The following is a 24,821-nucleotide window of genomic DNA, read 5'->3' as shown; positions in this document are numbered from 1 at the left end:
CCCCAAGAAAAAAACTACGTGCCTCACCCCGCCGCCGTCCTTTTTAATTTTACGGAATTCCGTACCGGAGTTTACCTGCCCAAGGCCTACGTAGTGGGGCGAAACCAGGCTGGTCGGCTGGCGCACGTTCAGCATACGGCCAAGGCTTCGGGACTGGGTATTTACGACATTGAACTGACTGCTCCGCTGGAGCGGGCCCTCACCCTGGTGGAAAACCTCCGCCAAAGCAACCTCGCAGAAGCCCATCGCAAGGGGGCCAAGAAAGTACCGACCCTGGCGGGCTTGTTATCGGATAAAAACAAGGACCGGATTAACGTCATCCGGTACATCCATCACCGTTCAGCAGAAATATTGAGCATCTGCCGCCAACAGGGCTGGCCGGTTGCCGTGGGGATGGACCCTCGCAAGGCACCCGATGACCATCTTACGCCTTTTGCCGTTTCTCCTCCCACCCCGGAGCTCAGGTTCATCATCGATGACGACGGCATCAATTACCAGTTTCGGCTGATCGACCACACGGGTAAATCCAGCCCCATCCGCTTCCATGACCTGAAAATACTGACCAACCACCCTACCCCGGGTTGGCTGGTGCTCGACAAAGAGTTGGTACAATTGGGCCAGCTCAACGGCGACCAGATTAAGCCATTCCTGAGTAGAGACGGTGTGCAGGTACCTGCGGACAAACAAGAAAAATACTGGCGGGAGTTTGTGGTACGGATCGCCGAGCGAAACCCCATCGTCGCGGAAGGGTTTCACTATGAAGAAATAATCGCTCCAACTAAATTACGAGTGGCCGTCCGCCCCCATCCTTTCGAGGAGAAATATTACCTCTACCCTGAATTCGTCTACGGTCGCAAAGCTTTCCCGCTTGGTACGCCCGAAACCTCAGCGGCTGATTATAACGTAAAACCGCCGTTTCGGCTGGCCCGCATTGTCCGCAACACCGACCAGGAGCGGGAGCTCTTGGCGATTTTGCTCGATCAGGGACTAGAACCCGTTCCCGGGAGTAACGCCCTCAGACTACCCGATGACAATGGTCATTTTGCCGCTTTACGGTGGCTGCTCGAAAACGGCCATGACCTGGAACAGGCGGGCGTTGAAGTCATTCGGGCCGAAGAGGCAGGAAGTCAGTTCAGTACCCTGGAAGGGGTGATCAGCCTGGAGGTAAACGAAGACAATGATTGGCTCGACCTGAAGGGAAAAGTTATCGTTGGCACCCACGAGATCCCCTTTGCTAAGATCGTACGGTTCATTCAGAAGGAAGACCGGCGATTTCCGCTGCCCGATGGGGATATCTTCCTCATACCAGAGGAGTGGTTTGCCAAATACCGGCCTGGGCTGCAATTCGCCAAAGTGGAAGGTAAAAAGGTACGGATGGCTCGCTCCCAGGCGCCTTTGCTCGCACCGCTGGGCCTCGAAGTGGGCGACACTGCACAGGCTGCGGCCATGGCAGAAGCCTTCCGCCCCAGTAATAAACTCAAGGCGGAGCTGCGGCCGTACCAGCTGGAAGGTGCCCGCTGGCTGGTTCGCCACCACCATGAACAACTGGGTGCTTGCCTGGCCGACGATATGGGCCTCGGCAAGACCCTGCAGACCATCGCAGTGCTCTTATATGCGAAGGAGCGGTTGGGCGCGGCCGCAGGTGCAGTGGAAGGACCAAAGAGCAGTGAGTTCGGGAAAAAACCACCAGCGAAGGGTCACCCCTCTCCGGGGGAGAGGGGCCGGGGGAGAGGCGACAATATGCCCGCCCCACAACTAGACCTTTTCGCCCAACCCGCCCCCGACGAAGAATTCCTCCAGCCACTACGCGCCCTGATCGTACTCCCCGCCTCCCTGGTATTCAACTGGCGCAACGAACTGGAACGGTTTGCCCCCAGCCTGACCGTTGAAACACACACCGGGCAACAGCGGACCAAAGACCCGCGCATACTCCGCCGCTTCGATGTGATCCTAACGACCTACCAGACGGCGCTCCGCGACAAGGAAGTCCTGGAACAAATCAACTTTGAATACATCGTACTGGACGAAAGCCAGCAGATAAAGAACCGTCAGAGCAAAGTATTCAAAGCACTTAACGAGCTGCAGGCCAGCCACCGCATCAGCCTATCTGGCACCCCAATTGAAAACTCGTTGTCGGACCTTTGGAGTCAGATGCAGTTCATCAACCCCGGCCTGCTGCGACACTTCGCCTTCTTCAAGAAGGCCTTCATCACCCCCATCGAACTCCACGACGACGAGCTAAAGAAGGAGCAGCTCCGCAAACTAGTCATGCCCCACCTCCTGCGTCGGACCAAGGAGGAGGTCGCTCCCGACCTCCCCGAACTTGACGTCCAGGTATTCTACTGCGAAATGACCAAAGCGCAGCGCAAAGCCTACGAGTCGGAAAAATCTGCCGCCCGCAATGCGCTGCTGGGCAATTTCACCCCCAACGACGGACAGTACAAACTCCGCGTAGTGCAGACGCTGACGCGCCTGCGCCAGCTGGCGAACCACCCCGTACTAATGGACGAGGACTACGACAAAGACGCCGGTAAATTCTCCGAGGTCTTAGAGCAGTGGGACATCATCCGTCGGGCCGGCCACAAGGTCCTCATCTTCTCCAGCATGGTCAAACACCTGGAGCTCTTCCGCGAAAAGCTATTGGCCACTAATGAGCCCCATGCCTGGATCACCGGCTCGGTTAACGCCAAAACCCGCGCCGCCGAGGTTAAACGCTTTCAGGAGGATCCGACGGTACAGACCTTCTTCATTTCCATCAAGGCCGGCGGTACCGGCCTCAACCTCACTGCTGCCGACTACGTCTTCATCCTTGACCCCTGGTGGAACCCCAGCATCGAAGATCAGGCCATTGCCCGGGCGCACCGGATCGGTCGGGAGGGCAACGTCTTCGCCCGCAAGTTCCTCAGCAAGGATACCATCGAGGAGAAGATCAACAAGCTACAACGGCGGAAAAAACAGCTGGCGGAGGATATTATTGGCGCTGGCGGCGGGTTGGACTTTGATCGGGCGGAGTTGACTTACCTTTTAGAATGATCGTTGCCCGGCATTTATGCCGTGGGGGTGCCTTTGGCCTCTAGGCCGAAGGCTTCCGACCTGAAGGTCGGTGAACCTTCACGGCCTGAAGGCCGGGAAACCAAGAGCCCCGGCCGCCGCTCCCGCAGCTACTTCAACTTAGGCTGCAGGAAGACATCGTAGACACTTCCAGCAGCTTAGAATTTGACAAAGCAGCCTTAGCCTACCCGAGAGCAAGTTGGCGCAGCATCATTTAACGAAAATGAATCAAGAAGCTACTCCGCCCCCAAGGAAATCAACACTTTACGTTGTTCAGGGCCAGGTTCTGCAGCCTCACCATTCCCCTTTACGATAAAACGCTCCGGAGCAAAACCCTTCCCCATCAGGTAATCAAACACCCGAAAAGCACGGTCTTCGGAAAGCGCCTGATTGCGTGTTGCGGGCCCATCGGTGCTGGCGTAGCCAGCGATGGAGATCAGCGCTGCTGGCGTATTTTCCATTTGAGCGATGAGGTCATCCAGCAGCTGGCGGGAAGCCGCATTGAGCTGACTGCTGCCGGAAGAAAAGGTGAGCTCCCCGAGAGAACGTTTTTCCATTAGCGGAACTTTGACGGAAAGTTCCTTACCTGCCATCTTTTCCACATTGCCTTCCCAAGCTGCGGCGTCTGCGCTCGTCTCTCCCTCTGTACTACCATTTGACGGCCGAACGGACACATCGTCTATGTAGGCATAAAAGTGGTCAAAGGCATCCGCCTGGACCTTGGTGTCATCATCAGAGAAGAAGTTACCAATGATGAAAGACTGGTATGGCTTACGAGCGACGAAGGTTCCCGAAATCATCTCCCATTTACCTTTCTCGTAGCGGGTGAGATCTTTCTGATAGGTGACTGGAATAAGGGAAAGAAGTCCATTATCGTCCGTCTGTACGGCAGATGGTAGAAAAGCAATCCCAATACCGTTGGCTCCGGAACAGTGGTAATGAACGTAAAAAGAGAAACTATAGGCTTTGCCGACTTCCAGCGGCTGGGCCAACGTTCCCTGCACGTATTCACGCTGGTTGCCGTAAATTTCGATACCGGCAACGTGGTCTCCGTCATGTGCAGCAAACGGCCAGTCGGACCCGTAAGAATCGTTGATGTTCTTACCATCGCTGGTAAACAGGCTTGCTGGCATGGCGTTGGCTGAGGTCCAGCTAGTAGCTGTTGCTATAGGTTGCTGGTCACTAAGTTCGGACTTCGCTACCTCAGTAGCTTCAAAGCCGGCATTAAGAACCAGGTTCTCGGTTTGGGCCGTAAAAGGTAGGGCCAACAGCAGGGCTGCAGCCAACGTAAAAACAAATCTCATAATGGCGTCTATTTAAATGGGTATGTGTGTGAGTAATTTGGTGTTTACTAAGGCGATACAACCTTATTTGTAATAAATATACGTTTTATTTCCATGTATTGTAATATACGTAAGCTACCAGGCTCCGTAATATGGCTGTAATCAAGAAAAGCAGCTCCTGTTTATTGAATTTAGCTTATTACTATTGCTCCTGTAACAGCCCCGGCCGCCGCTCCCGCAGCATCTCCAACTTAGGCGCAATAAACCGCACACAAAACGGCCGTTCCGGGTCCGTCCGGTAATAGTCCTGGTGCCCGGGTAGGGAGGGCTTGAAATCAACAAAAGGGAACACCTGGGTTATGAGTGCGTCGGTGAAGTCCTTCGCCTGATTGGCGAGAATGGTCGAGAACCGTCTTTCGTCTTCCGGAGAGAAAGCGTAGATCGCCGACCGATAGCGGTGGCGTAGTCCATGCGCTTTTGTGGCCGCGTGGGTTTCCAGATGGACGGCGATGAGGTCTTCAGCGGAGATGACCGCCGGGTCATAATGAACGATGACGGCTTCGGAGAAAGCATCATGCGGTGGCGTGGAGGCCACCCACCCCTGCTCCACGCGGGCTACGCCGCGCAGGGAAACAAAGACGCCTTCGGTACACCAATGGCAGCCGCCACCCAGGGCGATGCGTTGCAAAAGTCGCTTCGCTCCAGTCGCAGGGTCGCTTCGCTCTGGTTGCAGGGGTTGCAGGGGTTGCAGGGGTTGCAGGGGTTGCATTTACTGAAAACACTTCAAGTACAACAGGGTTTAGCCCTTACGCTTGTAAAGCGCTGCGTCCGATCTTCCTCAGAGGTGAAGGACACCGTTACCCCGCTCTTTTAACTTTTTTTGCACCTGCGGCCGCGCCTTATTTAGTGCATAGTTTAGTAGTTCATAGTGGGTAGCAGGACTGACCGCAGGCTATCTACTATGAACTACTAAACTATGAACTAACTCAGCTCCCCAAAATCCCCGCCAGCTTATCCTTCAACTCCGTAACCGCGACTGGTTCGAAACTGAGCGTCTCCACTGTCTTATCGTCGGCAGCATCAACAAACCGATGCGCCATCATCAGCTGTCCGTTCAATACCTGGTAGGCAACAACATGGTAGGCAACGCCCCGCGGAATACCGCCTCGTTTCCAGTTGCCCTCGCCGTCAGGGTTATAAGCGATCACACTTCGGCGATCGGTCGGGACCATGACGACGGTCGCCCTTTCAGTGCTGTTCGGCAACGAGGCCAGTACCTGGATCGGGTCTTCATCTGAGGTGTAAATATCGACGTTGGTCCAGCCAAGGCGGGCTACGCTAAAGAAATACCGGCTAACGTCGCCGCTACGGCCGGAGAGGTCCTCCATTCCAGCCAGTTCATCGCCCAAGGCGGCAATCCGGGCTTCGCGGGCTGCCAGGTAGGCTTCCCGACGCTTTTTTGCCTCAGCTGAAAGAATCTGAGTCGCCTCCTCTGTATAGCCGTTTTTAGCTGCCTCGAAGGCAATTTCCCAGGTAGCAAGCTCTTTTTCATAATTTTCTTGTATTTCCTGGTTGCGTGCGGGGCGAGTCCGCTCATATTCGAGGTTTTCCTCATAGCGCGCTTGCCGCCGTTGGTAAGTTCTTTCCGCTATTGCTCTCTTTTTAGCAGTTTCTTCTGCCCGCTTTTGCTTTGACATGAAGATTTTCTTCAGGCCCTTTGGCTCGTAAGCGATTTTTTCAACATTTACCTTTACCGGTGGCTTATTCGTGCTTTTAGGGCGTAAAAGCTTCGGCTTCTTAGGTTCAGGGTTAGTCCTTCTCCAAACCGCCAGACGCTGGCCAACGGCCCTCTCGGCAGAGACCCGAAAGACATCGATGTCCAATAGAGCATTATCCACGACGAAAAAGGCTTCTGCGGTGGGAGCAACACCGGTTTCGGTCAGCGCCCAGTCCGTAGGCGCGCCACTTTCATTATGTTCCGCACCGGAGAAAATCCGCATTCGCTCGTTAAAGTCATCCGTTGGGATAGAAGCAGTAAGTGCGATTCCATCCCTCAGTTGTAGAGCCGCTCCGGTGGCATCGGTCGCGGTGATGTTGACCATTCCACCGGTGGCCAATCGTTTGCCGGCGGAGGTAGTGGTCAGGCCCGCTAAGATCATGTCCGACAGGTCATAGGCCTCAACGAGTTCCACCGATACGGCTCCTTCTGCGGGAGTTCCGTCTGCCCGAACAAAGCTATTGCCCTCGATCATAAACACACCACCATTCCTGCCGGAGATCGTCTGGCGTACGGTTGGATCACCAATCGTAAGGCTTTGCAGCTGGCCTGCACGGGCCGCCTGGATGGCGGCAGCGGCATCAGTCCAACGAACAACCGTAGCTACAAGATCTACCCGTCGGTCCATGCGCCTCTCGGCATCATCGGTGGTATTCGTCCGGGCCAGTTCCTCTCCGTAAGTAATCACTTTGGTGGTCGTAGCGACGACGGCGCGGAGGGCCAGGGCTTTAGCAATGGCATCTGCTCTACGGAGGGCCAGGGCAGCATTATAATCATCTGTTCCCTGCTCATCGGTAAAGGCCTCGATCTTCAGTGTGTAATCGGCATAGCTCGTAAGCTTATCGGCAAACTCCGCCAGCTTATTCATCTCCACTTCGGCCGGCTGGTGGCTCGCCGAAGCAAAATAGATGGAAGCTTCCAGGTTGATTGTCTCCTTTTGGCCGGAGACAGAAAGAGTAATGGCCAATATGGCCAAGAGGGTAAAAAGGTATTTCATACTGGGTGTGTTTAGGTACTCACAATATCGTAGTGTACAGTCCAAGTTGCAAGCAACCGCCTGAATAATCTGCTAAATTGGGTATTTGATATTAGCGTTCAGCTTTTACCGTCCCGTATACCAGATGCTTATTTTAACGAACTGGGTGTATTCCACACTTAACTTAACACCCAGCCGACCATTGCTGCGAGTGCCCAGATCAATAATCCGAAGATAATCACTAGCCCGATCAATACGCCGATGACGACGGGCCAAACGCTTCCCTGGTGTTCGCCCTCATCATAATATTCCCGCATTAAAACAGCGTTCCGGTAGTTTGCCTTGTAGAAGAGATCGAAGATGTTACCTAATATAGGAATGGACCCCACCAGGGCGTCCAAAGCTACGTTGAAGAGCATCTTAGCGGCCAGCATACCGCTGGCACCGTTTTTGGCCATTGTTGCCACCAGGACGCCAGACATGGCCAACGACACCATATCTCCGGCACCGGGTACGAGCCCAAGCAGGAAATCAGCGCCAAACCTTATGTCTGTACCCGGTATTCTGAATTTAGTGTCCAGCAGGCGGCTAAAACCGTCTATCCACTTTAATTGAGGTACCGCTCGCTGACTTTCAGTAAGAATGGGAGCGTTAGAATTTGGGCCGGGTTGGTTCATCAGGAAAGTTGGTTATTAACGGGTAAAGGTAACAGCCAGGCTGAATGTTCCCGAAGGGAAGTATTAAACCACTGGTTATTGTACACTTCACACTATCTTTACCCCCACACGTAAGTTTATTCCATTTTGGCCCAACCGCAAAAAAGCTTTGACGCATACTTTAAGTCTGCTTTCACTGTTGACAACGTAATTTTTGGTTTTGACAATGGTCAGTTAAAAATCCTCCTCATCCGGCGTAACGAAGCACCGTTTGACAATTACTGGGGTCTGCCCGGATATTTCGTTCGGGAAGGCGAAGATCTCGATGCCGCAGCGCAGCGTGTCTTAAGAGAAGTTACCGGCTTGAAGGACGTATACCTCGAACAGGTAAAAGCCTTTGGCACCCCCGGCCGGCATGATTTCGGCCGCGTTATTACCATCGCTTACTATAGCCTGGTAAAGGTGGAAGATTTTGAGCTCCACGCTGCCGGCGTGGCGCAGGAAGTCGCCTGGCACAGCGTAAGTGATATCGAGAGCCTGGCCTTCGATCACGAAGAGATTGTCCAGGTAGCTTTCCATCGCCTCAAGCGAAGCATCCGCAGTCGCCCCATCGGTTTCGAACTATTACCTCCGGCATTCACCCTTACGGACCTGCAGCACCTATACGAAGCCATCTGGGAACTGGACCTTGAAAAACGGAATTTCCGTAAAAAGATCCTTTCCATGAATTTGCTTAAAGACCTCGGCCGCTCCCAAAAAGGTGTAGCCCACCGGCCCGCCAAGCTTTACAGCTTTGATGAGGGAAGGTACCGGGAACTGGAAGAAGATGGGTTCAACTTTGAATTGAAAGAAGGGAAACGTAAGTAGGCAGGTTGCAAGTTGCAAGTTGCAGGTTGCATGTACCGTCATCCCTTTGCAACCTGCAACCTGAAACCTGCAACCTGAAACTTGCAACCTGAAACTTGCAACCTGAAACCTAATGACTTCCACCATCCACTTAACCACTCCCTACGGCCCCGCCGGGTTCCTGGTCACCTTCACCGAACGAGGGGAGATCGTGAACGTGGAATCCGCCGCAGCCAAATTACCTGAAACAGTTTTCAGGCTCACCCATGGTGACAACTGGGAAGCCGTACGCAACTATTTTGAAGACCTGACAAACTATCTCCGTTATCCGCTTGAATTCATCGTCTGGAAGCGAAAAAAATTTCCCGGCTATCAGAATCTGCAGGAAGCTTTTTCCCTTCATCGCCCCGGGGCGCTGAACGAAGAAGGGCCTTTACCTCCGTGGCGGCTGCGGGCTGAATTCTGGCAGAAGCGAAATACTAACGAGCAAAAACTATTGCTCCTGCTGGCCCAAAACCCGAAAAACGAACTAACTCTCCTGGCCCGAAAAACTATTGCGGATAAGCATTTTGGCCCGGACAATGCTACGGTGCTCGAACCCTGGTTGCAAGCCCTTATACCTTTATTGGACGGAGAAACGCTACTGCCTGCCTTCGAATTACTTGGAAACCTGCACACCGATTCCGCTCGCGAGTACGTATTCTCCCAACTAGAATTGCCTGGTCGCCATATTGCAGCAAAAGGGCTACTGAAGGGGCTGTCAACCTACCACGACGAGGCTAGTAAACAACGCTTCCTGGCACTGTACCCTTCCTTATCCGGCCATCGGGACCTGCTGGAACTCTACCTGGAAATGCTGCTTAAATATCGGGGAGACGACGTGGTAAACCTTACTCTGCAGGTTCTTGAAGACCATCCGGAGCAGGCCCTCGAAGTCTATCGCTTACTTTCTGCTAATGACGTTCCAAATCCCGTCGCTCACCTGATTAAGCAGTTCAACAAGGAAGGTAACTACTTCGTCCTCGACCTGTTGTTGGGGGTCATCAACCGATTCGCGGCTCCAGGCTCAGGCATCTCCCTGGCTGATATGAACGAAAAGGTAGCATCAGAACATTTCACCGATACGGCCCAGGTAACCTGGCCACAACTGCTGGAAAAAAACTGGTTGAAACTGGTCGTGGAAACTTCACAACAACACGCTTTGAAGACCATCGAAAACTACCTGAAACGGACAGAGCCCCGGTTGCAGCGAAATGCTCTGTTACAACTAAAAGCCATTGTCAAATCTGCCAACCTGCCACCAGCTTTACCGTTAGGCATTGAGTTACGCCTGGGAGAATTGGTGGACTCCAGGTTCGACAAGATATCCACCGTGGCCATCGACATCATCGGTGAGCAAATAGATAGCCTGGCGGATCCGGCCGCCATGGTCGATATCCTGGTCCGGCACAGTCTCCATTCCCGGTATCGGTTGATGAACGTGGCAGCCCTGAAGAAAGCTGCCCGACAACCTGCTTTGGGTGCGCAGCAAGAAGCCTTTTTCCTTCGCTCCATTAAAACTGCCGAGGACCGTCCGACACTCGATAATATAGAGCGAATTCTACCCTACTTCCGCTTTCTGGGAGTGGAAGAGACACTGAAGGAAGCGATATCAACACGGAGAGCTGAAGTGAATGCTTGAATAATTGAATGAGAGAATAGCGACCGCAAATACCATTCGGCTCGCTGCGCTCCCTCACCGGGCGAACAAGTAAAGCGCAGTGAGTAGAAACAGCGGTAGCTTATTCTATCCTTCAATTATTTACTTTCCAGGCGGGGCCGCAGGTGCAAAAATGGTTAAAGGAGCAAGGTACTGGTGGAGTGGAGTCGTGTTCCCGTCGAAAAAAATGGACTCATCGTACATCCTTTTCCATTCGAAACCGTATCTATAAGTAAGCCTTCTTATCTTGCCCTGCCACGGTTCCGAATAACAACTATCTTACTCTTACTATGCTGAACAAAACCCTTGCCGGATTTTTCGCCTTTTTCCTGGGCGTCTTTGGCGTGCACCGCTTCTACCTCGGTCAGTGGTTCCGGGGTGCTTTACAGTTTGCAGGTTTTTGGGGCATCATTGCGATTCTCAACACTAACCCGCCAAATGATGTAGAAGAAGTTTTCGGTATCCTGCTGGCAACCCTGTGCCTTGCTCCCGTACTTACCGCCATCGTTTTTTGGGCTACCCCACAAGAAAAGTGGCAGGCCAAATACGATAAAGAAGCTTTGGCAAACAGCCGACAGCCACAGGGATTCGCTGCTCTGCCCCCGGCTAACACCAAAAGTCTCAAAGCCGAAGGTATCCGGTATTACCGTACTGGTGATTATGACCTGGCCATCGAAGCATTCCTCGATGCTGCCAACAACGACCTCGGAGACGCGGGCACGCACTTTAATCTAGCCTGCTCCTACGCTCAACTTGGTCAGTTTGGCGAAGCCCTTCGCCACCTTGAATTGTCCGTTACTTTCGGCCTGCCGAAACCGGAGCGCATCGAGAAGCACCCAGCCCTTTCTGCGCTGCGCAAGCACTCCAGCTACGCGACCTTTCGCGAGAATAACTTCCGTCGCCTTAATTTGATTGAGCTGACGACGCCAGCGGTAAGAGCCTCCCCAGAGATTGTTGAAGAAGAAGTCCTGGAAGACTTCAATCGCCCGCCGACCACTCCGTTGTCGACCGATGCTCCGCCTCCCGGTCCCGACCTGCTTGAGCAGATCACCCGCCTCCGGGAGCTCCACGATGCCGGTGTGCTCACGCAACAGGAATACCAGAAGCAGAAGGAGAAGTTGATGGGGTGACGCAGGTTGCAGGTTGCAGGTTGCAGGTTGCAGGTTGCAGGTTGCAGGTTGCAGGTTGCAGGTTGCAGGTTGCAGGTTGCAGGTTGCAGGTTGCAGGTTGCAGGAAAAAAAGGACAAAAGGCAATTAGAGCAAATTTTTTCAACATTTTTTTCAAAGAACTTGTCAGAAACGAGCGAAGCGAGCTGCCAAGTGCGGTAGCCTACCATCTACCTTCTACCAGGGCCGCAGGCCGTCTACCGAGCAAAGCGAGTGCGGTAACTGCAACCTGCAATGCGCCGAAGGCGCACTGCAACAGCGAACGAAGTGAGTGGCTGCGACCTGTAAGGGGAGCGAAGCGACCCTGCAACAATTCTTACCTTTGTCCCTATGCAAAGATTCCCCCAACTAATCCAACGGATTAGTCTATCCCTACTATTGATTGTATGCTTTGTGCCCTTAACTGCTCAAGGCCTTGCCGGAGCCAGAAACCTTGACCGGGCCTTGATGGTCAATCTTGGTTATGGTCCTTACTCCAGCGGTGGTGATTTAGTCAACCGATTCGGTAATGGTTGGTCGATCGACGGTGGACTGTACTGGTTGCCGGTCGGCACCAATTTCGAATTTGGCGTACGGGCACAGTATGGCTTTGGCGACCAGGTTAAAGAGGATGTCCTGGCGGACTTGCGCACCAGAGAAGGTTTCCTGATCGGAAACCAGCGGGAACCGGCTGACATTCAACTTCGTCAACGCCAATTGTTTGTCGGCCCCAGCCTGGGTTATACCCTGAGCATTGGTGAAAACAAGCGGGCGGGCATTCACGTGAAGACCAGTATCGGCTACTTTTTTCATCGTATTCGTCTCCAGCAGGACCCCATACAGGGCGTCCCCCAGGTCGCTCCGGAATTAGAACCGGGTTACGACCGGCTAACCGGAGGCCTGGCCGTTCATCAGTTTGTTGGCTTCCAGCAATTAGCCCTCGATCGCAGGCTTAACTTTTATATCGGTGGAGAAATAACGGCAGGCTTTACTAAAGGGCTGCGAAACTTTGACATCCCCACCGGAGGACCTCCATCACAAGAGGGCAGGACAGATTTGGTCCTTGGTGTGAAGGCTGGCCTGATCATTCCTTTCTACTTTGGAGAGGGGCGCCAAATATATTACTAGCAAGTGTTGCCAGTTGCAGTTCTGCAACCTGCAACCTGCAACCTGCAACCTGCATGCAAACCTTTCTTTACTACCTGGCCATATCTGCTTACCATCTCGCCATACGGCTAGCGGCAGTCTTAGGCGTGAAGCAAGCGAAGCTTTGGGTGGGAGGCAGGCAAGACCCTGCTTCTGCCAACCTTCCCCTGCACCTGCGGCCTCGCCAAAGAAAACATCCCCTCCTTTGGATGCATTGTGCCAGCCTCGGAGAGTGGGAACAAGGGCAGCCCGTACTTGAAGCTTTACGCCAGCAACTCCCTGAGCATAAAATACTGCTCACCTTTTTCAGCCCCAGCGGCTACGTACGGTGTAAAGACAGCGATGCGGCAGATTTCGTAGGTTACTTACCCGCCGATGGCCCCGGCAGAGCCAGTAAATGGGTGGATGACATTCAACCAGACCTGGCCATTTTCGTTAAGTACGAATTCTGGTTCTTTCACCTTAGGGCGCTTCATCGGGCAAATATCCCCACCTTTCTGGTTGCCGCAAGCTTCCGCATCGATCAACCATTTTTCCGGCCCTGGGGAGGCTGGTGGCGCAAAATGCTTCGTTTCTTTTCCGCCATCGCCGTACAAACACCAAACGACCAAAAATTGCTCTCCAAGCGGGGAAATTACCCTAAAAACAGCATCGTTGTAGCCGGTGATCCCCGGATGGATCGCACCCGGCAATTAGCGCAAAGCTCATTTTCGGACCCCATACTTGAATCTTTCACCAAAGCATCTGGCGTGACGATTATTGCCGGCTCTGTCTGGCCGCCAGACGTTGACTTGTGGAAAGCTGTATGGAAAAAACTTCCCGACAATTGCCGGCTGTTGCTAGCCCCCCATCAACTCCACGAGGAAGAAATTGCTGAATGGTCCGCCGCTTTCAATGCCTTACGCTACACCCATACGAATGCCGCAGCAGCCCTTAATAGCAAGGTATTGATCCTTGACACCATCGGTGTGCTTAGTCGTGCCTATCGGTACGGCGACCTCGCGTACATTGGTGGTGCCTTTAAAACAGGTCTGCACAATACGCTGGAACCAATGGCTTATGGCCTCCCCGCAATGTTTGGTCCCAAACATCACAAATTTCCCGAAGCCGGAGCGGCAATGCAACTAGGAGGGGCCTTTACCGTACAAACACCAGAAGAGCTTCTTCGCGTGCTGGAACTTCTCCTCAACACCGAATCGCGTAAATCGGCTTCCGGTGCACAAATGCAACTGAGCGATCAATTAGCGGGGGCCGGAGCACGAACCAGCAGTACCATCATGAAACTGATTAGCCTTGGCTCCCGTTAGAACATCCATGAGTTATCCCATTAGAAATTTACTGTACCAGACAGCTGCTCGCTTGTTCTTCCTGCTACTACTTCTGAGCAGTCAGTTGCTGGCGGGACAACCAATTGAGGATACTCAGCGGGACAGCCCCCGCGGGGCGCTTACTGCTGCTTTCGAAAAAGCCAACCTCATGGTAGCCCTTTCGGGCGTGGAGTGGCGCCCCGGGCTGAACATGGCTGTAGCATCGCTTGAGACTGGTAAAACCATCAGCCTCAACGTAAGCCTATTAGCAAATACCAACTATGTTTTCATCGCCACTACTACGGCGGACGAAGAAGACACAGACCTTTACCTACGCGACTCTTCCGGAGCGGTCATTGGTGCAGATAAAGAACCAGATGCCACGCCAATCATTGAGTTTCGGACGGACTACGCAGGTACCTATCAATTACAGGTCCACTTGGTCAGCTCCCGCCATCCACGGGAGTTTGTAGCGGTTTGTCTACTTCGCGCTGCCGGCCGGTCGATCCTCGAAAGTGAATACCGGGAGGTTGCGACCTCCTTTTTCAATTCCGTTGAAGATGTTAAAGCAGCCTACTCCGGAACGAATTGGCTAGCCACTCCGACCCAATGGTGTGCCTTTGGATATTCCTTATCCGAAAATGAAGGGATCTCCATTATTGGGCTTCGTCCTGGCCCCGGGCCAAAAATTATTGCCGCCACCGGAAGCCGAATTCTTCAGAACATTGACTTATATTTGGCAAATGAAACGCAGCGTATTATAGCCATGGATAATGGTCCCGATGCGTTTCCTTTAATTTCCTACGATTGTCCACCAGGAAGTTCCTTTGACCTCCGGGTGGAAGTTGAACGGGGCAAAACACCCGCGTTCCTCCTCGTCGGCATCCTAGAAAGAGAATAAATCCGATTGTCAATTTTCTGACGATCACAAATTCCTTACCAATGGGCAAAGTCCTTAAAGTCATCGAAGTACTAAGCGAAAGTGGCGAAAGCTACGAAGACGCCATTAAGAATGCAGTAGAGTCTACCTCTAAATCTGTGCGTCACATCCGTTCCGTCTACATCAACGAGCAATCTGCTACCGTAAAAGACGGCAAAGTCGACAAGTTTCGGGTAAACGTAAAGCTTACTTTTGAAGTAGACGTATAGTCGTTGGACGCAAGTACAAATCAGAACGCCGTGCCGGAATTGCTTCCTGGCACGGCGTTCTTTTTTTGAACGGTACTGTTAGCTTATTTTGAAGCCAGCCGCTTTAAATGACGATCTACCTTAGCTTCCTGTCCATTTTCATATCTGCTGAATTGCTCGATAATTTTACCCGTTCCATCCAGGATGTACATTTGGGGAATGCTTTGAAAGCCCAGCGCTGACTGCAGCTGACCATTTGGGTCAACCAGGATGTTGTATTTCCAGCCTTTACGGCTTACTAAAGGTTTGATCCGGTTCATCATGTACCGTTGGTCAATGCTGATGGCAAGGAACTGTGCACCGTATTCGTCTTCCCACTTATTCAGGTAGTTTTTCATATGGTCCAGCTCCATATGACAGGGCTGGCACCAGGTCGCCCAGACGGCAATTACCGTAGGTTTTCCGTTACCCACATAGTCTGACAGTGCAACTGTTTGTTGGTCGATGGTAACCAGATCCGGAGTAGGGAAAGTCTTCTGCGCCATTAAACTTCCCGTGAGACATAGTATGACCAGGGGGAGTAGAAAGTTCTTTAACATAATTTGATGTTGGTTTGCGCTGAGAAAACGGTGTGGGGTAGTCTTTTTGTTTCCCCAAGATAGGTTATAATTATCTTAATCTAATATAAACTATAAGAGAAACAGGTAGAGCAGGCGCCTTCGTCAAGAGGCAATGCAGGCCACTTCACCATTACGTTAAAGAACGCTTCACCCCAAAACAGAAACGGTCATCCCCCATGCTGGAGATGACCGTTTTTGTCGAGGTTCGGGATAGAAGTCTGTCCTAAAAGTCGTTGATAGACCGACCGGTGTAAGACATTACATTACGGAAGCCGACGTAAGATTTCGTAGTGTCTTGGTATTCGTAAGTACGTGTTCCGTTCTGGAGGAAGAAGCTAACGTCTTTCCAGCTACCACCACGGATAACCTTCCGCTTAAGTGCGATGGGGTCCTCTTCTTTGGCATTGTAGCGAATATCCGGGTTGAAGTCGTGGATGAAGCTTCCTGCATTTTCGTTGAACTGGGTAATGGTCCATTCCGCAACATTACCGGCCATATTGTAAAGGCCGTAGTCGTTCGGGTAGTACGCATCAGCTGCTACGGTGTAAGCACCACCATCATCGGGGTAGTTACCACGGCCAGGCTTGAAGTTGGCCAGGAGACAGCCTTTCGTGTTACGAACATAAGGACCACCCCATGGGTATGGAGCATTTTCCTTGCCACCACGGGCAGCGTATTCGAATTCGTACTCGGTTGGCAGGCGGAACTCTTCAATGATATCTTCATTGTAGGTGATCCACAGGGAGGTACGCCAGTAGCTAAAGGCGCGGGCCATGTGCCAGTCTACACCAACAATTGGGTAATCGTCGTAAGCTGGGTGAGAGAAGTAGCTACGTGCCATTGGCTCATTGTAGCTGTAGGCAAAGTCACGTACCCACACCAGTGTATCTGGGTAGATGTTTACCGTACGCTCGGTGATGAAGGAGTTCATTCCTTCTCCACTACGGCCATCAGGACGTGCGCGGGCGGCAGCGCCCCAATCGGCTTCTTTGTACGTGTACTCGTAGAGGTTAGTGTTGACCTGGCGCTTACCGGCGAAAGTTTCGTCCAACCAAAGGTCGGCCAGTGTTTCGTCTGCGTAGTCCAGTTCAATTTCCCAATCGATGTTACCGTTTTCATCGAAGTCTCCCATCATGTCGTGAGCGATGGAATCCCGAACCCAGTAGATGAACTGGCGGTATTCGTTGTTGGTGATTTCGGTATCATCCATGAAGAAGCCATTAATGGTAATGGCCTTTGGACGTTGGATGAATGTTCCCGAGATATCCTGATCACTATTGCCAACGTGGGCAGTGCCCGGTGGAACGTAGACCATGCCGTAAGGCAGGATGCCTTTCCAGTCAGGGCGATCAAGAGCGCCAACCAGTTCGCCGGTTTCGCGGCTACCACAGCTGGATAGAGAGAGGGCCATAAGGGATGCGGCCAGGAGGAGGTAAATAAAATTCTTCATTAAAAGACCCGAGTTTTTCCTCTTAAGTTTTCAAAAGCGTTGCAAAGATATACGAGTTACCGTGGCTAAACAACTTTCCAGACAAGTTGGAAAAGTTTTAACAACCAAGAAGGTAGCTACGTACGTGACGGAAACGATCTATTCTGCCGTCGTAGTATTAAAGTTGGCACCTAAACCAACTTTTAACACAATCTCTTACTCTTTGGCGCGCGGATAGAAGATAACGGGGGGAGGTACACCGGCCCCGATGCGTTGACGCAGGTTGTATTTCAAGCTGATTTCATGGCTTCCGTTTTGCACACTGCGTATTGGAGAGAGTGTGATATCGTAGGCGTAAGCCATTGAGAATTTCTCGTTAATGTTAAGTCCGCCCATCACAACTACCGCATCGGAGGTAGGCCCGCTGTACCCTCGGTATGCCGCTCCGGCAAAAACATTCTCACGGAACCGGAAAGTGGCACCGGCCGTAGTTTGATGTTGCGTCCCGTCACTCACGGCATAAAGCATTGGGAGGAGTTCCCAGTTACGTACCAGATCAAATTTTAACCGCAGATAAGCGTGGTATTCCCGATTAAGTACATAATCTACCCCAGGAAAGGCAATTACTGCCGAGTTAAGGTTGCGGGCAGACAGGCCGCCTTCAACCTTCTCCGATTGGTAAAAAATCCCGGCACCAAGCGAAAGAGAACTGTTATCCACTGCCCCGGTTGGCAGCAAGTCATCGTTATGGATGATTGTATTCGGGTCTTCGTAAGATCCATCGGGCGTGCGTAAAATGCTTCCGTCCAGGCCAAGTTGCAGCATTCTGGCCGATAGCCCTACCGACCAAACTGAAGCCCCGCGTACCAATTGGTAATTATAGGAAACCCCAAAGCTGTTCAGTTGACGGGCACCGAGCTGGTCGCGTTCGACCTCGATCCCAAAGCCACTACTCAGGTAATAGATGGGGAGGTGCGCACTCAGTCGCTGGCCCACCGGTTGCCCTTCGAGGCCAGCCCATTGGGTTCGGTAAGCTCCGGTAATGCTGAGTGAATTATCAAGACCTGCATAAGCCGGATTAAATTGTACAGGATCCTGCCAGGGCATACTGTATTGAGCAAATTGCTGGCCCTTCATCAGGAAGCCCAGCATCAGCAGGGGAAGCACAAAAAGTATTCGTTTTGCCATTGGGTCCAATTTTTTAAGAAGTCGATTGCCCCTTCTTCAAGAGGTAACGGACAAAATGCACTACTGGTTTTCAGCAACGAAGCGTTGGAGTACACGGGTAAGATAACGGATAATAATAAGTGGAACGTCTTCGCCCGATGTTTCGGTCGCTACAATCAACAACACCGGTCGGTAATACGACAGGAAAGGCCTGCCCTTTTGATGACCGGGCCATCAGATATGCATAAAGTGGCGGGGCCGCAGGTGCAAAAAAAAATTATTGGAGCGAGCATACATTGCCTTCAGCTTATCCAAAAAGATGGCTTCTTAGCGCTCCTTTGCACCTGCGATCCCGCTAAAAAAGTCCTTAGGCTACTATAACTCACCGCTCGTAGAAGAAATACCTTTCCGCCGGAGTCAAGATTTACCTTAGCGGGCAACAGATTCCTAAGCTATGATGTCCGCCTTTTCCCGTGCTTTCGCAGAGACCTTCCGCAACCTGCGCACCAATTTTTTCCAGACCTTCCTGTCCGTACTGGGCATCATCATCGGCGTTGGTGCTCTGGTGGCCATGCTTGCCATGATCGATGGACTGGAGGCATACGCCAAGGAACAAATCTCCGCAGGCAGTTCTCTCGAGAACCTGCTCATCCGAGCCAATACCGGTACGCGCGTCGACGGGATTTATACCGAACGGGATACCATCGCGACCATTGACGAAGCCCTGGTGGCCAAATTAATGGACTCCCTGCCCTACGCGGCAACCACGCAACTCACTTACAATAACTCCACCATCGGTTATACTCGCGACAGCACGAAGATGGGACTCAGGTACCAGGCCTATACCCTGCCTCATTTGGATCCCGTTCAAGATAGTTCTCTATTGCACGGCAGGTACCTTACTGAGGCGGATGCCGCAACGGGAGCACGACTGGTCATCGTGGACGAGACGGTGGCCAGCCGGATTCTTGGCGACAGTGCCTCCCTCGACCGGGCCATCGGACAACAGATCTACTTATTGGGCGACTCCCTGGCCGTTGCCGGCATCGTAAAAACTGATGACCCGGAATCTCTGTCCATCGGTTTCCCACTTTCAACGCTGACGCTTCTGGCCGACGCCGCCACCCCCCACCCCACCCTCAACATTGCCCTAGCCGATGTCAATGAAGTTCTCGCCGCCCAAAAGTTTACTGACGCCTGGATGAAGCGGCAATTTGCCGACATCTCCGACCCAACCGAAAGTTTTACCCGCACGGGCTACCTTGAGCAATTGGCACAGGGTATTCTTGTATTTCGTTTGGTGATGGGATTTTTAATCGGTATTGCTGTAGTCGTCGGCGGTGTAGGTGTAATGAATGTGCTCCTGATGTCCATCGCTGAACGTACCCCGGAAATCGGTGTTCGTAAGGCTGTGGGTGCCAACCGGCGTAACATCATCATTCAGTTTTTGTCCGAATCTGTAGCCATCTCTGCGATCGGCTGTTTTTTCGGGGTTCTACTGGGTATGGCTGTTGCACTGGTTGCTGCGCCAATCCTTAATTATTTTGTCGACGATCTGGAATTCCGGGCCATCTTCTCCTTGAACACCTTACTCGTAGTTAGTGTGGTTGCCCTACTGATCGGTATTGTTTTCGGCACGTATCCGGCGCGGAAGGCTGCCAGACTGGACCCTGTGGTGGCTATTCGGCGGTAGTCTGGTAGTCTAGAAAAATTACCGAGGGTGCGTCGGCAAATTTTATTTATCACCTAAACGCGAAATGCCCTTAGCCACAAGCGAGCTGCCTCATGCGGCGGTACTACAAGACAACAAGACCACCAAACTGCTAGACTAAACTGCGTCGCTTCCCCGTAGCCAAATCCACCAATCGCCCGCCCTTCTCGGCCACAAACCGTTGAATGATGCGCGCGGTATCCGGATGGCTTTCCAGGTATTTGATGTCTTCAAGAATCGATTCAGCATCATGCGCCTGTTCTTTATTCACGTAGGTGAACCCACGGTACCTGCCGTTCTGTACCAGGACCACAGCTTCTTCATCATGTGCACGCCCACGGTCAAAGAGCAGGAAATCGTAGTCGAATACATTACGGAGGTGAAGGCGGGCTTCCTCCGCCCTGAGGTTGTACTCCTCAGGACTTTCAACGCCGTGACAGGCGCCCCGACACTGCTTAAGGTGATAGTAGAAACAGATATTTCCACTTTGCTGCTTGGTTAATATGCCACAAAGCTCCTGTTGCTTACGGACAAAATCCAGTCGCCCCTTAGCTCTGGTAAGGGTGGGAAATTCACTGATCACATCTTCTTCCTTGCGTACCTGGGCCGTGTTTTTCACGATATCGAAACACCGGTAACCGGCTTCGTTGAGTTTCGAGATGATGGCGTACTGGAATTTTGTGCGGCGCAGCGCCCGGTTGATACCGGGTTGTAATCGCTTAATCTCTTCGCTTTCGTGGAGGAGAGCAACCAACTCGGACCCCGTTAACTCAAAGGTGATTTCTGCCACCTGGCTGGCAATCAGTTTACCTTTACCGGTCCGATCGTTAAAATGCTGGGCAACGCGGGAACGAATGTTCTTACTTTTACCAACGTAGATCACCCGGCCGGTATCATCATGAAAGTAGTAGACTCCGCATTCATCCGGCAGGTTCTCAATTTGCGCCAGCTTCATTTGCTTTGGCAGTTTCGTCTCACTGATGCCCTGGTTAACGAGCAGTGAAACCTGTTCTGCGGAGTCTGGGCCAGCGAGGCAGAACTGCAATAATTCGGTGGTGGCAGTTGCATCAGCCAGGGCACGGTGGTGGTTGTCCAGCCGTATGCCAAAGTGTTTTACCAGGTTGCCGAGGCTGTAGGACTTCAGGCCGGGGTAAGTCTTACGCGTCAGGCGAACCGTACAAAGTTGCTTACGGGTAAACGTGTAGCCAAGGCGGCGAAACTCCTCCTTAACAAAATCATAGTCGAAACGCGCATTGTGCGCAACAAAGATCCGGTCTTGTGTCAATTCTACGATCCGCTTAGCCACTTCGTGAAATTTCGGCGCATCTTTCACCATATCCATCGTTATCCCAGTCAGTTCAGTGATGCCTGCGGGGATATATGTTTCTGGATTAAGGAGTGTTTCGTAGGTTTCGATTACCTTTTCCCCATCAAAGATCACAATACCGATCTCGGTGATCCGGCAGCGACTGGCTTTGCCACCCGTGGTTTCCACGTCGATGATCGCGTATTCTTTGTTTTTCATTTTGAGTGACTACATTAGTAGGTAGTGGATAGTAATTGACAATTAAGGTTAGCTGGAAGTTTTACAATGCTACTATCCACTACTGAATACTTACTCCCCACTATGGACTACCCACTAAATACTAATACAATGGCCAAGGTAGGTATATTTTTTTGTTTTTTACTTGCAATTACCGCAAATTGTAGTAATTCTGTCGTTTCTGATCAGGCGCGGACGCAGGTGCAGCCCCCCTTATCCTCGCCTGGCGGCTCGGTTCCCAAAGGGGAAGAGGTAAAGGAGCAAGGGGAGAAAGGCCGCCCGGCCGCCTGGGAAACGGGGACCTACGTCCCTATGCTGATGGGCAAGCGCCTCGCCCTTGTCGTTAACCAAACCTCCACCATCGGTAGTACGCACCTGGTTGACAGCCTGCAAAGTCTGGGACTGGACCTGAAAAAGATCTTCGCCCCCGAGCACGGTTTCCGCGGAGCTGCAGACGCTGGAGCCACCATTGCCGATGGTCGGGACGTACGCTCGGGCCTACCCATCAAGTCGCTCTATGGCAAAAACAAAAAGCCCTCGGCTGCTGACCTTGCCGACATCGACGTGGTCCTCTTCGATATTCAAGACGTCGGCGCCAGGTTCTATACCTACATCTCGACGCTGTATTACGTCATGGAGGCCGCCGCTGAGCAGGGAAAAACGGTCATGGTCCTCGACCGGCCAAACCCGAATGGCCATTATACCGCCGGGCGGACGCTAGATTATCCTGAAGCCCGAAGCTTCATTGGTATTGCACCTATTCCCGTCGTTCACGGGATGACAGTAGGCGAGTTTGCCCGAATGGTAAATGGGGAAGGTTGGCTTGTGGGAGGTGTTCGAGCAAAGCTGGAGGTAATCACCATGCCCGGTTATGATCACCAACAGGTGTATGACTTACCAATTCCCCCCTCTCCTAACCTGCCTAACCAGCACAGCATCTATCTCTACCCCAGTCTGTGCTTCTTCGAAGGAACGGCCGTTTCTGTAGGCCGGGGAACCCGGAAACAATTCCAGCTGTACGGGCACCCAAAACTCCGGTACGGAGATATCCGCTTCACCCCTACCCCGGGGCCGGGAAGCGCCGACCCCAAATTAAACGGGGAACTTTGCCGGGGCGTAGACCTCAGTAAAATGAGCCTTGAGGAACTCCGCCAGGCCGAGTGGCAATTAGACCATCTGATCCGTGCTTATCAGGACCTTACGGAGCAGGGAATCAAGTTTTTTACCCGTCCGGACCACTTTGACCTGCTGGCCGGTGGACCTGAACTACGAACCATGATCGAGAACGGTAACCAGGCACATCAGATTCAGGCAAGTATCACTGATAACATCACCGCCTTCGGACAGCAAAGAGCGCCGTATTTGCTGTATCCGTAGGGAATCTGCAGGCACCTGCTCCAACTTTTTAAAAAGTTGGAGGAACCTCGCTTTAACCCTACCGACCCTGCCTATAAGCCTGTTTTGCACCTGCGGCCGCGCCAAATCATTGAGTCCGGAAATGACGATCTGCTGGCCACTAATCTCGCCGCGGTACGCACGGTCATGGCCTTTCACCAAAACAGTAAAGGCAGGATCGGCAAAAATAAGGTTGTCCGGAAGTTCCTGAAAAGAGAAGAAAAGGGCAAACTGGAAGCCGAGATAGCCAAGATAATGTGAGCGCTACCCTCAACGTATCCTGAAAGTCAAACTACTTGAACCTGATTGCCTCCACCGGATCAATCCGGGTAACGAGGTAAGAAGGAACAATCAGAAACGCGAGTGTGACCAGGAACGTGCCGAGGTTCAGCCCCATGATCGTCAGCCAATCCACCTCGATTGGGGCTACGGATAAATAATAGGATTCCTCATCCAGGTGGACCAGGCCGAATGTATCCTGAATCCAACATAAGCCAAGGCCAATACCGTTACCCAGCAGTAAGCCACCAATAATAATGAAGCCGGCGTAGTACAAAAATATCTTCCGGATGCTCCAGTTGTTTTGTCCCAACGCTTTAAGCGTTCCAATCATATTCGTCCTTTCCAGGATCAGGATCAACAGCGCCGTCATCATGTTGATGATCGCTACGATGATCATCAACGTCAGGATGATCGCCCAGTTATAATCCTGGATGTCCAGCCAGTTGAACAGTTCGCTCACTTTCCGTCGGATGCTTTCAGCGTACAAATCCTGGGGCAAGACTTCGTAGTGGATGTAATTGCTGAGTAGTTCCAGGTCGTCGAGATCATCAATGGTTACTTCGAATCCGCCCACCTGATCATCTTTCCATCCAAGTAGAGCCCGGGGTTGCTTAATGTCTACCAGCGCAAACTGGCGGTCGTATTCCTCTAATCCCGTTTTATAAATGCCCGTAACGGTAAATGCCCTCGGCCGCTCCTTAAGGTCACTGCTGATGTAAGCGAAGTCGATCCGATCTCCCAGGCCGACCTTAAGCCTTTTGGCCGTAATTGAGCTGATAATGATGCTCTTGCTAGTAGAGTCCGGAGAAACGACCAGGCGCTCTCCCTCTTCCAGGTAGCGTCCAAAATTGTCCCAGTCATAGTCTTCAGCGATTCCCTTCAGAATCATGGCCTCCTGCGTTGGTAATCGCTCCCCTTTCGCGTAAACAGAAACCACCCCCGGCAGAACAATGAATTGTTGGATATGGCTAACACCTCCTTTAGTTGATTCAGCTTCTCCAGCTTCAAGCCCCAGTGAACTACCGAATGGCTCCATCTTTACCTGACTAATAGTATCCAGGCTCGGGTAGAAATCCTGCTTAGTCGAAATAGGATAATTGTAGCTATCCAGTATCCGATAACTTGCCGCATCCGCCGTAATATGGATATGCCCCCAAAAGCCAAAAATTTTAGTGGATATTTCAGATTTAAATCCAGAAATCAACGCGCTGGCCAGGACCATTGTGGCCATTGATATTGCCACCGCCGCTACGGCAATGCCAATGATCGTTCGAGAGATCGATTGGGTGCCGCCCTTGGCAACATTCCTGGCTAAGAAAAGGGGTAAGTTCATACTTGGTGTAAACTTACTTCGTTTTGCGGAGATTGTCTGAATGATGTTGTTTAGCAAACAAAAACATGAGTCATCCCGAATTTTGAGCCCACATTAAAGTGAGGCAAATCGAGATGGCCATTCTAAGTCTGTAGAGCGGTACCAAGGCATCTCGGTACCGCTTTCCAGTTCTATGACAGTAATTTCTTAAAAAAAGAGGAACCCAGCCTTTCCAGTTGCGCAATATCTGGAGCATGAAGTCATAGACCAAGGTGACGATACTCATCAGCTTCATGCGGTTGTCCCAAAACCATAGCCTTGGCGACTCCAAACCCAGCTCTGACTTG

General features: G+C 52.1%; 20 protein-coding genes. 11 read left to right on the top strand and 9 right to left on the bottom strand.

Features of this window, described 5'->3' with window-relative positions; all coding sequences use genetic code 11:
* Positions 1–18: 18 nt before the first annotated feature.
* On the top strand, positions 19–3,033 hold the full coding sequence (locus B036_RS0123825) for a DEAD/DEAH box helicase (protein ID WP_020571258.1): 3,015 nt from the start codon (positions 19–21) through the stop codon (positions 3,031–3,033).
* A 254-nt stretch (positions 3,034–3,287) separates the two neighbouring features.
* On the opposite strand, the gene B036_RS0123820 is transcribed toward B036_RS0123825, so the two are convergent.
* From B036_RS0123820 to B036_RS0123805, 4 genes are all read right to left on the bottom strand, one after another.
* A complete protein-coding gene (locus tag B036_RS0123820; RefSeq protein WP_020571257.1) occupies positions 3,288–4,355 on the bottom strand; it encodes an OmpA family protein in 1,068 nt (355 codons plus the stop codon).
* Positions 4,356–4,536: 181 nt separating this feature from the next.
* Positions 4,537–5,103: a peptide-methionine (S)-S-oxide reductase gene (locus B036_RS0123815; protein ID WP_020571256.1), complete on the bottom strand. Its 567-nt coding sequence runs from the start codon at positions 5,101–5,103 to the stop codon at positions 4,537–4,539.
* Between the two features lie 217 nt (positions 5,104–5,320).
* Entirely contained in the window at positions 5,321–7,108 is a 1,788-nt protein-coding gene (locus B036_RS32585; protein ID WP_020571255.1) for an OmpA family protein, read from the bottom strand.
* Between the two features lie 158 nt (positions 7,109–7,266).
* Positions 7,267–7,764: a DUF4112 domain-containing protein gene (locus B036_RS0123805; protein WP_020571254.1), complete on the bottom strand. Its 498-nt coding sequence runs from the start codon at positions 7,762–7,764 to the stop codon at positions 7,267–7,269.
* Positions 7,765–7,890: 126 nt separating this feature from the next.
* Between B036_RS0123805 and B036_RS0123800 the strand changes: the two genes are divergently transcribed.
* The 7 genes from B036_RS0123800 (at position 7,891) to B036_RS0123770 (ending at position 15,036) form a co-directional block, all read left to right on the top strand.
* Complete coding sequence (locus B036_RS0123800; RefSeq protein WP_020571253.1) at positions 7,891–8,610, top strand: NUDIX hydrolase; 720 nt, start codon at positions 7,891–7,893, stop codon at positions 8,608–8,610.
* 112 nt (positions 8,611–8,722) lie between these two features.
* Positions 8,723–10,270 (top strand): hypothetical protein, encoded by a 1,548-nt coding sequence (locus B036_RS0123795; protein ID WP_020571252.1) that lies wholly within the window; start codon positions 8,723–8,725, stop codon positions 10,268–10,270.
* Between the two features lie 308 nt (positions 10,271–10,578).
* The gene (locus tag B036_RS0123790) at positions 10,579–11,418 is read left to right on the top strand and encodes an NINE protein (RefSeq protein WP_020571251.1); all 840 of its coding nucleotides are present in this window, start codon (positions 10,579–10,581) and stop codon (positions 11,416–11,418) included.
* A 367-nt stretch (positions 11,419–11,785) separates the two neighbouring features.
* Positions 11,786–12,562 carry a hypothetical protein gene (locus B036_RS0123785; RefSeq protein ID WP_157472364.1) on the top strand — a complete coding sequence of 259 codons (777 nt, stop codon included), beginning with the start codon at positions 11,786–11,788 and terminating at the stop codon, positions 12,560–12,562.
* 53 nt (positions 12,563–12,615) lie between these two features.
* Positions 12,616–13,887, top strand: coding sequence for a 3-deoxy-D-manno-octulosonic acid transferase (locus tag B036_RS30810; protein WP_020571249.1), 1,272 nt, complete (start codon positions 12,616–12,618; stop codon positions 13,885–13,887).
* Between the two features lie 7 nt (positions 13,888–13,894).
* Positions 13,895–14,788, top strand: a complete 894-nt coding sequence (locus B036_RS0123775) for a hypothetical protein (protein ID WP_026232295.1) — start codon at positions 13,895–13,897, stop codon at positions 14,786–14,788.
* 41 nt (positions 14,789–14,829) lie between these two features.
* Positions 14,830–15,036 carry a dodecin family protein gene (locus tag B036_RS0123770; protein WP_020571247.1) on the top strand — a complete coding sequence of 69 codons (207 nt, stop codon included), beginning with the start codon at positions 14,830–14,832 and terminating at the stop codon, positions 15,034–15,036.
* A gap of 83 nt (positions 15,037–15,119) precedes the next feature.
* Here B036_RS0123770 and B036_RS0123765 read toward each other — a convergent pair whose 3' ends face one another.
* The 3 genes from B036_RS0123765 to B036_RS0123755 form a co-directional block, all read right to left on the bottom strand.
* Positions 15,120–15,614 (bottom strand): TlpA family protein disulfide reductase, encoded by a 495-nt coding sequence (locus B036_RS0123765; RefSeq protein ID WP_026232294.1) that lies wholly within the window; start codon positions 15,612–15,614, stop codon positions 15,120–15,122.
* 244 nt (positions 15,615–15,858) lie between these two features.
* Complete coding sequence (locus B036_RS0123760; protein ID WP_020571245.1) at positions 15,859–17,085, bottom strand: gliding motility-associated lipoprotein; 1,227 nt, start codon at positions 17,083–17,085, stop codon at positions 15,859–15,861.
* Between the two features lie 195 nt (positions 17,086–17,280).
* Complete coding sequence (locus B036_RS0123755; RefSeq protein WP_026232293.1) at positions 17,281–18,252, bottom strand: PorP/SprF family type IX secretion system membrane protein; 972 nt, start codon at positions 18,250–18,252, stop codon at positions 17,281–17,283.
* 433 nt (positions 18,253–18,685) lie between these two features.
* Here B036_RS0123755 and B036_RS0123745 point away from each other — a divergent pair, with 433 nt between their 5' ends.
* On the top strand, positions 18,686–19,924 hold the full coding sequence (locus B036_RS0123745; protein ID WP_020571242.1) for an ABC transporter permease: 1,239 nt from the start codon (positions 18,686–18,688) through the stop codon (positions 19,922–19,924).
* A 130-nt stretch (positions 19,925–20,054) separates the two neighbouring features.
* Here B036_RS0123745 and B036_RS0123740 read toward each other — a convergent pair whose 3' ends face one another.
* On the bottom strand, positions 20,055–21,467 hold the full coding sequence (locus B036_RS0123740; protein WP_020571241.1) for an exonuclease domain-containing protein: 1,413 nt from the start codon (positions 21,465–21,467) through the stop codon (positions 20,055–20,057).
* A 102-nt stretch (positions 21,468–21,569) separates the two neighbouring features.
* Here B036_RS0123740 and B036_RS0123735 point away from each other — a divergent pair, with 102 nt between their 5' ends.
* A complete protein-coding gene (locus tag B036_RS0123735; protein WP_211217432.1) occupies positions 21,570–22,862 on the top strand; it encodes an exo-beta-N-acetylmuramidase NamZ family protein in 1,293 nt (430 codons plus the stop codon).
* Positions 22,863–22,898: 36 nt separating this feature from the next.
* Positions 22,899–23,141 (top strand): hypothetical protein, encoded by a 243-nt coding sequence (locus B036_RS0123730; protein ID WP_020571239.1) that lies wholly within the window; start codon positions 22,899–22,901, stop codon positions 23,139–23,141.
* A gap of 31 nt (positions 23,142–23,172) precedes the next feature.
* Here the strand turns inward: B036_RS0123730 and B036_RS0123725 are convergent, their stop codons facing one another.
* Positions 23,173–24,495, bottom strand: coding sequence for an ABC transporter permease (locus tag B036_RS0123725; protein ID WP_071596808.1), 1,323 nt, complete (start codon positions 24,493–24,495; stop codon positions 23,173–23,175).
* Between the last annotated feature and the right edge of the window lie 326 nt (positions 24,496–24,821).

The sequence above is a fragment of the Neolewinella persica DSM 23188 genome (assembly GCF_000373105.1).
GTDB lineage: Bacteria > Bacteroidota > Bacteroidia > Chitinophagales > Saprospiraceae > Neolewinella > Neolewinella persica.
The sequence above is the reverse complement of the archived record's forward strand: the minus strand, read 5'-3'. Positions and strand labels throughout refer to the sequence as shown.